The following is an 11732-nucleotide window of genomic DNA, read 5'->3' as shown; positions in this document are numbered from 1 at the left end:
CCCGAGTCGCCCGCAGCCTCGGCCCGCATCCAGCCGGTCTTGCGCCGCTCCGGCCCGAGCACCCCATCGAGGAAGGCGGCCGCCGAGGCGCCGACACTGGGATGAGCAAACAGGGACTGAAGATCGGTTTTGACCTGACGCAACTCCACACACCAGAGCTCGAGCATCTGCTCGATCGCCACACCCGTCATGGCAGCCTCCCGTGTCAGATCAGGAGGTAGTTAGAGCTCTAAACCTGCAACTCACATGGGAACTGGTCGGTCAAGATGCTGGTTCATCGGAACTCCGATCCGATCTCCGGCTGGTGTTTGGCATCCAAGGTCTGAGCCCGTTGCATGATCTGGCCCGTGTCCAGCGCCAGCTCCAACTCACATCCGGTCGCTGCGCGCACGCAGCCGCACCATAATCCCGCTTGCAGCGGACGTGGGCTCAGGCGACGGGACCCTTCTGTAGTGCGGCACTGAACGCCCTATTGCACATCGGTCCGTCCTCCTGGATCCGCCGGACCTGATCAGGGTCCGGCGAAGCGCATCCACCCAGTCGTGCCGTACCTTACGCAGGCCTCATCACGGCGCCCTCGATGATCACTCCGGCTGTCGCATACTTCCACAGCGCGATCAGCAGCTTACGGGCGAGCGCCACGATCATCGGCTTCTTCAGGCGCCCGCCGTTGCGCCGAACCCGCTCCTGGAACCACAGGCTCAGGGCCGAGGCGGGCTGATGGCGCAGCCAGAGCCAGGCGAGCTGGATCATGGTGGTGCGCAGGCGTGGGTTGCCGGCCTTCGACACGCCTTGCTCGCGATCCACCGATCCGCTCTTCCAGGGTGACGGGGCCAGGCCCGCATAAGCCGCCACCTGCCGGCGATTGGCGAAGGTGCGGAACAGGCCCTCCGCCCACAGAACAGCGGCGGCTTCCCGACCGATGCCTCTTAGGGGAAGCAGTCGCGCCGGTGGCACGGCGCCGGCCTCCTCGTTGGCACAGGCAAGCAGGTGATCCCGCTCGGCTTCCACCGCCTTGATCTGCTCCAGCAGCAGCTCAAGCCGGTCGAGTTCGCGGCTGATCTGGGCCTTGAGATGGACCGGCAGCGGCCGGCCATCGCCGGTCGTGAGCGCCTCGAGCCGTGTTCTGCGGTCGCGGTGCAGGGGCTCATAGTCGCCGATCCCCTGCGCGAACAGCAGGCCCTTGATGCGGTTGACGTGCTGAACGCGCTCGGCCGTGAGCGTCTTGCGCTCGCGGCTGATGCGGCGCCGATCCTCCGCGTCAGGCGTGGGAGCCCGGACCATGGCACAGACCCGCGGCTCCCCACGCTTGTAGGCCAGCAGCGTGCGCACGAGGGCCTCTCCGTCAATCTTGTCGGTCTTGGCCCGCCGGCAGCGCCGGGAGACCGCAATCGAGGCGGGATCGACGACATGGCTCTCGATCCCCTCGCTCTCCAGCACGCGATGGATCCAGAACCCATCCAGACCCGCCTCCTGAACAGTGATGATCGGAAATAGCTGACCGGTTCGAGCGCGCGCTTTCTCCTGCAACTGAGCAAACCGCATCAGCAGGCCGGCCACATCGCCGCCGCGCACGCTGTGCCTGGACATTGTCTCGCCGGCCCCGGGAGACAAAGAGGTCAGGAGCCAAACGGAACGACTGAGTTCCAGTGAGACGAAGATTGCGCCAAGATGGGTGCGGATAGCGGTTTGCTCAAATCGGGGCTCAACGGACATCGGTTGGTCTCCAGCGTGAGTGGATACAGCAACCTCACTCTGCCAGAGAGTGGACCGCTATCCACCCCCATAGGATCTGTAGTGCTAGGACCCGGCAGGCCTATTCCACGACGATCTTGTAGCGCTCGCCGACCTTGAGGGCGTCGTTCCCGCCGAGCCCGTTGAGGAGCAGGAACTTCTCGAGCGCCCGGTCGACCGGCATCCGGGCCGCCAGTGACTGCGCCGTGTCGCCGCGCTGGGCCGTGACGATCTGGATCTTGAGCGGCCTGATCCGGCGGGCCTCGTCCGGCTGCACCTGCCGGACGCTGTTGAGGGTCTGCTGGAAGATCGCCTCCAGGTCTCCCCTGTTGCCCCGGGTCGCCATGATGAGCCGGTAGGTGGTGCTGCCGATCCGGATGGCCGAGAGGCGGAAGGTCCATTCCTTGCCGTTGGACAGGGCGGTGACCACCGGCAGGCCGTTCACCGTTCCGGTGGTCAGGGTGCCGGGTTCGAGGGTGTCGGTCCAGGTGGAGCGCAGCACATCCTCGAGGCTCTGCCCCTCCGGCGTGTCGGCCGCATCGAACAGAAGACGACGCTCGCCGTCGCCCGAGGCGCCGAGCACGGCCTGGGAGGTGTTCTCCAGGGTGAAGCCCTCCGGCGCCTCGAAGGCGACGCCGAGCCTCGAATGGATGAAGCGGCGGCCCTTCACGACCCCGTCGGCCGGGTCATCCCCATAGGAGAGCCCGTCCAGGGCCGTCAGATAGGTGAGGCGTCCGGTCTCGCCGGTGCCCTGCATCCCCGTGCGCCGGGCCGCCTGGAGCGACCGGGCCACCCGGTCGTCCGTGCGCGGATGCGAGGCGTTCCGCTCCGCGGTCGAACTGTCGGAACTCGTGCCCGAGCGTCCCAGGGCGGTCAGGAAGCGCGAGGCCCCGTAGGGATCGAACCCGGCCCGGGCCAGCACCTTGACGCCGGTCCGGTCCGCCTCGAGCTCCTGGGCCCGCGAGAAGCTCGCCAGCGTCGAACGGGCCTGGCTCTGCGCCACGGCGGCTTCCTCGGCGTCGTTCAGCACGTTCTCGGCCACGCGCTCGATCAGCTCCGAGCGGGCCTGCAGCTCGCTGCGCTGGGACGCGTGGCGAAGGGTGACATGGGCGATCTCGTGGGACAGAACGGCCGCCACCTCGGACGTGTCGTTGGCGAGCGCAAGAAGTCCGCGGGTCACGTAGAGGCGCCCGTTCGGCAGGGCGAAAGCGTTGACCACGGGCGAGTTCAGGATCGTCACCTGGAAGGCCTCGTCGGGCCGGTCGGTGGCCATGACGAGCCGGTTGGTCACGTCGGTGAGCATCTGCTGGAGCTGGGGCGCCCGGCCTTCGCCCCCGAAGGCCCTCACGAGCCTGATATGGTCCCGGTCCCTGTCCGGGCCGATCACCCGGGGCGCGTTGGCGGGCAGCGAAACGTCCCCGCCGAAGCCGGTGCACCCTGCAAGCATGGCGCCGAGCATGACGGTGGCGAGACCTCTGAAGCTACCTGTCGGACGTGTGATGCTCATGCTCGTTCATCGTGGCAGGCGACCGCCTTCGAGGCGCTCGATCATATCCGGTATGACAATGGAGAGGGCCGCCCCTTGCCAAGGCTGCAAAATGCCTCGGGCCCGGATTCGCCGATTCTTGAGCGCCTCGGCGCCCATGCCGCGGTCCGACATCTGCTTCCAGGTCTTCCTCGGGATGATGATCGTGAAGTCTTCTGCCCAGTGCCCCCCGAAATTCAAATAGGTGCGTTGCGCGCGCTCCCCGATGCTCCTGACGCGACCCTCGACCAGCACGAAGCTCCCGATTCGGTCCCGCAGGCGCTCGGATTCATTGACGTCCACGGGCTTATAGCGGTCATCGGCCCAAAGACCAAGGCGTCGTTCGCGGGCGGTGGCCTCGAAAGCGAGCAGTTCGGGCTGGCAGAAGGGATCGTCGAGCCCCGCATCCACCATGGCGAGGCCGGCCTCGACGAGGGCATGACTCCATTCGGCCGGAGGGGTCTGGCCGGAGGACCGGACGCGGGCGGAAACGCGGCTCCAGCGGTCCGGACCGGCGGCGGCCTGGACGAGGATGGGCTGGTCCGCCCAGGCCCGCAGCCGGGCCAAGGCCGCCACACGGTGCGGTCCTTCGTCGGGAAGCCGGATGCCGGCGAGCCGGGCCAGGAGGCCCGAGGCCAGAACGAGATCACCCTCCGGGGACAGGGTCTGCAGCCGGTCGGACCGGGCCTCGGCCAGGCAGCCCGGCAACCGTCGTGCCGGCGAAAGGGGCTGCGCCCAACCAGCCGGGATCGTCAGGACGATCCCGAGGCCTGCGCCCCAGAAAGCTTTCAGGGTCGATCCCGTCATCGGACGGGATCATACCCGTTTGACGCCGAACGGCTACGCTTGAATCGGGCCGCTCAGTGCTTCTCCTGCGCCGGGCTGTGCTTCTGCGGCGCGTAACCGCTCTGCGCGGCATTGTTGTGCTTGTTGTGGTCGCGGCTCTCCTGATGGGTTGCGCCGCCCTGCTTGCCGATCTCGGGCTTGTCGAACTCGGGCTTGCCGCCCGCATCGCCGTGAGCCTTGTCGTCCTTCGGACGACCCGTGATGCGGGTCTCGTTCGGATGGCTGCGATTGCCGGTGCTGCTCATGATGTCTTCTCTTGCTGGCGCTTCTGGGCGCCGTTGCCATCCTTGCCCTGCTGGTGCTGCGTTCCGCGTCCATTCGAGCCGCCATGGCCTTCCTGGGGATGCCCTCGGGATGCGTGCGCGAGCCTGGGATGTTTTTCGTCATGGTGAGATCCTGACGGGTGGTCGTGCCGGGACGGAACGACGGCCGGACCGGAGGTCCCCCGCCTTCAGGAGAGAGCCGCAGGCCGGCAGGAACCGTTTTCCCGGGATATCAATGGCGGCGGGGGCGAATTGTTGCGGCCAAGATCAGGGGGTTTTTCCAGGGTCGGACGCGAAGCTCCAAGATCACCAGCGGATCACCGGCGGATCACCAGCGGATCACCACCACCCTCTGGTGGCCGTTGCCGAGCTCGACCGCCTCGGTGCCCTCCGCCTTCCGGTTCTGCGACTTGGCATCCTCGACGATCTCGATCTCCTCGACGTGCGCGGCAAACGCCTCGTCCACCTCGGCCACGCAGAGCAGGGTATCGGGAGGAAGGTTCTCGACCCGTTTCAGGAAGTCTCGAAGCGTCTGCGCCATGATATGCCTCCGGTTGCCCTCAACAAACCGGTCGGAACGGAGCGGGTTCCTTCGCGGCTCAAATCGTCCGGGCAGAGGCGTGCATGCTCCCGGACGCGATGCCTCCCCCATGGTGCCTCCCCATAGCGGCGCGATGGGAGTAGAATGGGCAGGCCGGTCGCCCAGCCACAGGAGGTGAGCCAAGAACAGGCATCACGCTCTCGCTTGGATCGCGTGCAGCCTCATCCCGACATTCGCCCTCGGCGGCGTCGCGTCCGCCCAGCACCAGGGCATGGCGGGCTCCACGAGCGACGAGGAGGACATCATCAGGAGCGCCATGACGGCGGCGCCGCCGGCCGTCGCCAAGGACGCGACCATCATCGACGTCGCGCCGGACGGGAAGACCCGCGTCGTCCGCAAGGGGACGAACGGCTTCACCTGTCTGGCGGACAATCCGAACTCGCCCGGACCCGATCCCATGTGCGGCGACCAGAATGCCATGGAGTGGGCCCAGGCCTGGTTCGAGAAGAAGGAGCCGCCGAGAAACAAGGTCGGCTTCATGTACATGCTCTCCGGCGGCACCAATGCCAGCAACACCGATCCCTATGCCCAAAAGCCGGAACCCAACAACAACTGGGTCGAGACCGGCCCGCATGTCATGGTCGTCGGAGCCAAGGGCATGATGGAGGGCTATCCCAGATCCCCGAAGCCCGACACCGCGCAGCCCTATGTGATGTGGCCGGACACGCCCTACGAACACCTCATGCTGCCGGTTCAGACCGGAGAGCCCATGACACGGTAGCTGACCCGGCCGCATCTCCGCTCCGGCCGCCGTGCCCGTGACCGGCGACACGGCGGCCTCGAAGCCGGCAGAACGGGGGACCGGGGGGTACGGTGATCATGCTGATGCGTTCTGCGCTGACGAAGAACGGCAACCCTCTGGAATGACCCTGCCGACCGTGCTAAATCCCCTGTCTTCACGCGGTCCCGTAGCTCAGCAGGACAGAGCAGCGGTTTCCTAAACCGAAGGTCGGAAGTTCGAGTCTTCCCGGGATCGCCAGCTATGTCTCTGTAGATACTCATCTTTTTCTATGCCTCCATTTGGATTTCGGTAAGGTTTGACACTTTCAGCCCTGCGGGTTGACAGTTTTTGTGCGCCTTTTGCTCAGTTCTGAGTCGAAGGATGTGACGACTTGGCGCATCTTTGGGCGCAAATCAGCGCCTTTGGCGTAATGGCGGGCCATTTCGATCGTCTTCTGCCCAAGGGCATCAGCAATGGTCCGTTCATCGTAGCCAATCTCGCGAAGAATCACGGCTACAGTCTTCCGAAGCCCATAAAGTGTAAGGCCGGGTCCGATGCGGCTCTCTTGTTCCAGCTTCAGCCGGATGGGTCGCCAGGACGCTCGAAAGCCGCTCTCTGTCCACGGCAGGCCGTTTGAGTTGGCGCAGAGCGTAGTCGCATTGTGCTTTGGCGCTCTGTCGAGGATCTCTCCAAGCTCATCCGGTATAGGCCAAAAGACGGGAGAGCCGGTCTTCGAGCGCTTGGTGGCAATCTCCCCATCCTTGTAAAAGCTCCCGGGGAGGGTCAGCGCATCCTTTGGTCCGAGCCCGGTGAACATCATGAGGGCTATCGCCGGTTTCATATGGTCCGGCATGGCCTCAAGAACGGCGTGCCGCTCGTCATCGCTCCAAGGTCGATTTGCGTCAGGCATTCCCTTCTTGCGGCGGATATCCTTGATGCCGGAGGCGACATTCGAGGCGAGGTAGCCTCGTTCTGCGCCCCACCCGAAGAGCCCTGAAAAGCGAGCCTTCACGTCATTGGCGAATTTCCTGCCCTTACTGGCAGCTGCCTTGTCGCGGATCCTCACGATAAGGGGCTTGTCGAAGCGGACGAGAGGGGTATCCGCAATCACCTGCAGGTAGTCGAATACCCGCTGATAGTCGGAGCGCGTCCGCGGCTCCAAATCCATGAAGGCAGCATGGGCACGGTAGTCGTTGATGAGCATACCGAGTGTGCCGGGCTTCGGTGCCACTGCAGTCGAGAGGGCGGTGATGCGGGAGCACTCAGCGAAGAACTCGGCGGAGCCCAGTGGGGCCTTGCTCAGATCAACTGGAGTGCGGCTCTTGCGGTGGTAGCACCGCCATGTCCCGTGGCGATCCTTAAAGATCTGGAAGCCCTTGATGCGGACGACCGTCATGCGAGCCTCGCGATAATAGCCTCGGCATCATCGGCTTTCCCAGCCTTGAGGTTGTCAATCCAGCCATCGAGGTCTCGCACGTCCCAAAGGCGATCCCCGTCAGCCATGAGGACCGGGCTTACAGGGCATTGATCCTCAAATTTCCTGATTGAGCGGCGGCAGTAATGCGCAGCCTCTGTCTTTGTAAGGAGACGATAGGGCTGAACACGAAGGTTAAGCGTGGTTGTAGCCATCGGTCAGGCAGCCTCTGCTTGATCGAGGCCGAGCATTCGGCGCAGAGGAGCCGTTGGAACCCGAATGGCTCCACCAATCCTGATGCTCGGGATTTGCCCCGAACGAACGGCTTTGTACGCAGCCGCCCGCCCGAGGCCGAGGGCTTGCCCCATCTGGTCTACGCTCACTGTAAGGCCCCTGAGTGCTTCCTTCAGATCAGGCTCCATGATGAACGGCTCCTTGTAGTCGTATTTAACTACAGGAAGATATGCCACGGCACTTGCACATACGTCAAGACACTGTATGTGTATTTAAATACAAATTCGGGAAATGACACCAATGGCCCAAAAAGCAGCTGAGAGAGAGGGGCGGAGGCCCCCTGTCAGTTTCAGAACGACCGAAGCGATGCGTGATAGGTTAGAGCGTGCGGCATCTGCTGCTGGACGCTCCATCACGCAAGAAATCGAGCATAGGCTTGAGCAGTCCTTCCACGAAGAGGATCTCCTCAGTCGCTATTTCGGGTCTGACGACGCTATTGAACTGCTGAAGGAGATAGCCCTGATCATCAACCATCAGATGGCCAGGAGTGGAAGGTCATGGCGCAACGATAAGGCTACCCGCGAGGCAATTCGTGAATACATCTTTGGCCTTTTCTTCGATCTAGATGATGAAGAGGGGTATGCAAGAAAGAAAGCTATCTACGAGCAATACTTTGAGAGGAAGAAGAGTGCCTGGAGGGGTACTGTTCCGTCGACGGGTTCTGCCGGAATATCTTCTATATTGGATTCTGTAGCCCGAAAATCTTTCATGGATAAGTTGTCTAGCCTAGAAAGTCAGATTCTGGGCCGCCTCATGACGGGAGTAACTAATAAGCAAATTGCCCGGGAACTTGGGATTACTGAAGCAAATCTCAAAGTTCACGTGGAGGCCATCCTAAACAAGATTACGCTAACGAACCTGGACTTGGCTGTTAACGCAAAGAGACAGCACTCTGAACCAGCTTTGAATGACCATGAACAAGAGTAGCGACCTCAGAATAGGGCGGCCACTGCAACGTTCTGCAGGAGCCATAGGCTACGACTGCTGAGTTCCTAACTTAGCCCTTCAGAACCGAAGCTTTGCCGTTGCCGCTAGCGGAGACATAGGTATCATGTCTCTAGGGTTTGGGAGGCACCACGATGGACGATTTCCGGCAGAAGCTGATTACTTTTTCTGAACGCGCAGTAAGCCTTGCGCCGCGTTGTCTGAATGAGGAGAGCACAAAGCTCTTCCTAATCCTGCCATTCCTCAATGTGCTTGGTTACGACGACCGCAACCCGCATGAGGTTTGCCCAGAGCATAGCGCCGACTTCTCCGAGAAGTACAAGAACCGGGTCGACTTCGCTGTCCTCAAGGAGGACCGGCCTATCATCGCCATTGAGTGCAAGTGCTGCGGTTTCGAGTTAAAGGACGAGCGCGGACAGCTTCGCTCATACTTCAACGCCGCGCCAACTGTGAAAATGGGCGTACTGACAGACGGACTTGTCTACGAGTTCTATGCAGACTCCGATGAGCCGAACATGATGGATCAAACGGCTTTCCTGGCCGTCGACCTTCGTGAAGTTGCCAAAGGCAAAATCGAGGAGTCGGCGCTAGACGGCCTTCGGAGCCTGCAGAAGAACCTCTTCGACCCGGAAAACATCGGAGCTGAGGCTAAGCGCAAGCTCATTTTCCAGAATGTCTTACAGCAGCTCACCGCCTTAGCCGAAGCACCTTCAGAGGCATTCACACGGCTACTCCTACAGAATGCTGGCTTGACCAATGTCCGTTCAAAGGCCCTGCCAGAGTACCAGGACCTTGTTAAAGGTGCATTCCGGGAGTTCATCAATCTCCGCATACTGAAGCGGTTAGATCTTTCGGCAGCACACGAGGAGAAGATCACGCCGCTACCCGAGCCTGCCTCCTCGGAACCAATCCAAGTTCCAAAAGTCGAGGATCGAATTACCACAACTGCTACTGAGCTGGCTGTCTTTAGGCACGTTAAGCAGCGCTTGGCGTTCTTGGTGAAGGATGAGACTCTTTATTCCGAGATCGATCATATCGAGTTCAAAGATTACCAGGGGAAGTTTGTCGTCTTCTACCGCAAGGAACGGAAGGGGCGCTTGTTCGACTTTGTCGAGGGCCAAAGCCCCAAGTACAAGTTCTTGTTCGGGGAGGACGGTGAGGTCGCTACGGACCAACTCTCCGACATTGATGGGCCGCTCCTCACGACCTTTTTGCGCCGTGTTCAAGAGGAGAAGAGGATCCAAGTAGCTATTGCATAGATGATTACTATGTAAGTTGCGCTTGATAGGCCTCAATCAAACAGCGCCCGGCCTTGCCTCCCTCTGCTGCTCTGCCGCAGGTCAGGTGATCAGAGGACGCTACCGACCGGGCAGCCGTCATTGTCCAAAGCCATAATCCCCGGATGGGCCCGTCCTCTATCTGACAGACCCGTCCGATAGCTTTGTCACCGTCGAAAGCTGTAAAGTCCGGCTTAGGCTGAGCATCTTCGTGGGTTAACATCCACTTGATTTCCATGAACTGGAACCCCGCTGAGATTTATATGCAGTGTCGTTTGGCCAGACCGGCGGATTGCTCAAAGTGCATCTGCCGATCTGCCTCGGGTGGGGTGCGCAAGCTGCGGCAGGATGGTTAGCAAGCAGTTAACGCTGACCTGCTCGTGTGTCGCAGGTAAGGTGGACAGTTGCAGGTTAACTCTCCGGAAACGCGAACACGCGCACTCTGGTCTATGCGGCTTAAACCGGAGGGCCCTATGAAGAGGCGAGATCACCCACCGGCCTATGCTTTACAGATCAAGCGTCAGTGGCGGATTGTCGTTCCCATTAGCGGGAAGCTTACGCCGAAGATATGCCCAACCGAATTCCCGTCCCGCGCAAGCGCCGAGGCATGGCTCTATAGTGATGATGGCCAGCGCACGGTTGGCTCATTTCAAGGGAGTTCGACTCCCGCTTCTCCCGGCGGCATCACCGCAGCCCATCAGCAGTCTTCTATGTGACCAATCGGGAATGGTCTTGATATCTTTGCCGCCGCACCTGAAGTATCTGAGCTTCAGGCTCACATCCGGCACCGGCATATCATCCGGCCAGCCATCCACGTTGACGATGGCCTCATGTCCGCAGCCGTGCCTTTGGCAGATCGCCTCAACAGAGTGAGCGCCATGCTTTCGCATGCTGGCGAGGTCCATAGGCTGGATCTCATTGCCGTCCTTGTCGTAGGCGCGGCGAGGATCACGGGGAGGACTGATGCTCATACCGCGCGAGTTTAGCGACGCGGCCGGCCTGCCGTATCAATCGTGACTTGGTTGCCGGAAATTGGATCAAGGATAACCATAAACGTCGTCCCTCGTCATGTGCGAGGGAAACGCCACTCGCTTCGGAATAGGTTCAGTATATCGGCAAACGTGGCTACGCGACAGTTACCGCACTCCCAAAACAAACGAGGCGCGGATGAGGCGCCCCGTCTGCCTTGTGGGAGAATGCCGATCCACCCAGAGGATCAGCATTGCCATGGTCGGGCCAACATGGTCAACAAATCGTTAAGCGGACATCTATTCGACACCCGTTAGACATCGCGCCCATATGAGGCAGAGATGTTTTGGATAGCCTTTAGAATTTCATACGAGAGTCTCAGGTGGTCTTTGTGCCATTCGGGCTAGGATGGATGCCACAAAGAAAGAGCGCCCCTTGCTTCTGGCGCTCTAGGTACGCCGCTGAGCGGCCATCAGGGAGAACGACCGTGCCAACAGGCACAGGAGAAGGCTGCGCCTGTTTAGTTAATGGCTCGTAAACATGCTAAAGGGCGCAAAAAGAAACCCCACTCGGGTGGGAGCGGGGTTTCAGTTGTGGATCGTGGTAAGGGCAAGATCCAAGCAAAGAGTGACGGGAAACTATTGCTAATCGGTTACGTGTCTGCTCCTGCGACCCGCCTAAACGCTTCTTCTATTATCGGTTTTGAGCAAGCTCCGCGAGTTTCGCCTCAAGGATTTCAATTTTCTTTTCCAAAGCCCGCACTTGTTTCCCTAAGTGACTGATCCCAGGGAACTCCACCATGGATGTTTGTTGAGTCAAAAGGTCACTTACCCATGCGCAAAAGGCAGGGTCTCGCTGTAGGTCGAGAGCAGCTCGGTTTATGCCACCTCGGCTCCTTAAGGCCGGTTGAAGATGCTCAAAAGCAATCAACTCCGCAGCCAGAAGCCGAACTGGATCTTGGAATGATGGATCAGTCCACCAGCGACATCCGCCTATCAGGGACGGATCAAGAGAGACGGCTGATGCGCCAGTCGAGACACTAGAGTTTCTATATTCGAGGTGCTGCGATACACGCGTCTGTATATTGGTGCCGATACCAACATAAGCTGGCCAAAGGCCACGATGGCTGAAGCCGAGAAGACA

Annotated in this window: 11 protein-coding genes, 1 tRNA gene and 1 pseudogene; 4 read left to right on the top strand and 9 right to left on the bottom strand. The window is 60.9% G+C overall.

Annotation, left to right across the window (positions count from 1 at the left end; translation table 11 throughout):
• The 6 genes and pseudogenes from NF876_RS32230 to NF876_RS32205 all read right to left on the bottom strand — a co-directional run.
• A pseudogene (locus tag NF876_RS32230) lies at positions 1-191 on the bottom strand (IS701 family transposase); the annotation flags it as partial.
• A gap of 361 nt (positions 192-552) precedes the next feature.
• On the bottom strand, positions 553-1716 hold the full coding sequence (locus NF876_RS32225) for an IS110 family RNA-guided transposase (protein ID WP_262272231.1): 1164 nt from the start codon (positions 1714-1716) through the stop codon (positions 553-555).
• Between the two features lie 100 nt (positions 1717-1816).
• Positions 1817-3241, bottom strand: coding sequence for a M48 family metalloprotease (locus NF876_RS32220; protein ID WP_262272230.1), 1425 nt, complete (start codon positions 3239-3241; stop codon positions 1817-1819).
• A 6-nt stretch (positions 3242-3247) separates the two neighbouring features.
• Complete coding sequence (locus tag NF876_RS32215) at positions 3248-4066, bottom strand: thermonuclease family protein (RefSeq protein WP_262272229.1); 819 nt, start codon at positions 4064-4066, stop codon at positions 3248-3250.
• Positions 4067-4119: 53 nt separating this feature from the next.
• The gene (locus tag NF876_RS32210) at positions 4120-4350 is read right to left on the bottom strand and encodes a hypothetical protein (RefSeq protein ID WP_262272228.1); all 231 of its coding nucleotides are present in this window, start codon (positions 4348-4350) and stop codon (positions 4120-4122) included.
• A gap of 346 nt (positions 4351-4696) precedes the next feature.
• Entirely contained in the window at positions 4697-4909 is a 213-nt protein-coding gene (locus tag NF876_RS32205; RefSeq protein ID WP_262272227.1) for a sugar phosphorylase, read from the bottom strand.
• 271 nt (positions 4910-5180) lie between these two features.
• On the opposite strand from NF876_RS32205, the gene NF876_RS32200 reads away from it, so the two are divergent.
• Positions 5181-5690: a hypothetical protein gene (locus NF876_RS32200; RefSeq protein WP_262272226.1), complete on the top strand. Its 510-nt coding sequence runs from the start codon at positions 5181-5183 to the stop codon at positions 5688-5690.
• A 181-nt stretch (positions 5691-5871) separates the two neighbouring features.
• Positions 5872-5948 (top strand) — tRNA-Arg (locus NF876_RS32195).
• Positions 5949-6015: 67 nt separating this feature from the next.
• Here the strand turns inward: NF876_RS32195 and NF876_RS32190 are convergent.
• Both NF876_RS32190 and NF876_RS43640 read right to left on the bottom strand, forming a co-directional pair.
• Positions 6016-7086 carry a tyrosine-type recombinase/integrase gene (locus NF876_RS32190; RefSeq protein WP_262272225.1) on the bottom strand — a complete coding sequence of 357 codons (1071 nt, stop codon included), beginning with the start codon at positions 7084-7086 and terminating at the stop codon, positions 6016-6018.
• A 236-nt stretch (positions 7087-7322) separates the two neighbouring features.
• On the bottom strand, positions 7323-7472 hold the full coding sequence (locus NF876_RS43640) for a helix-turn-helix domain-containing protein (RefSeq protein ID WP_373696752.1): 150 nt from the start codon (positions 7470-7472) through the stop codon (positions 7323-7325).
• 166 nt (positions 7473-7638) lie between these two features.
• Here NF876_RS43640 and NF876_RS32185 point away from each other — a divergent pair, with 166 nt between their 5' ends.
• Together NF876_RS32185 and NF876_RS32180 are read left to right on the top strand one after the other, a co-directional pair.
• A complete protein-coding gene (locus tag NF876_RS32185; RefSeq protein WP_262272224.1) occupies positions 7639-8325 on the top strand; it encodes a LuxR C-terminal-related transcriptional regulator in 687 nt (228 codons plus the stop codon).
• Positions 8326-8477: 152 nt separating this feature from the next.
• Positions 8478-9602, top strand: coding sequence for a type I restriction enzyme HsdR N-terminal domain-containing protein (locus NF876_RS32180; protein WP_262272223.1), 1125 nt, complete (start codon positions 8478-8480; stop codon positions 9600-9602).
• Positions 9603-10264: 662 nt separating this feature from the next.
• On the opposite strand, the gene NF876_RS32175 is transcribed toward NF876_RS32180, so the two are convergent.
• On the bottom strand, positions 10265-10525 hold the full coding sequence (locus NF876_RS32175) for a hypothetical protein (RefSeq protein ID WP_262272222.1): 261 nt from the start codon (positions 10523-10525) through the stop codon (positions 10265-10267).
• Between the last annotated feature and the right edge of the window lie 1207 nt (positions 10526-11732).

This window comes from Microvirga yunnanensis (genome assembly GCF_025460875.1).
This window is presented reverse-complemented; position numbering and strand designations above follow the sequence as displayed.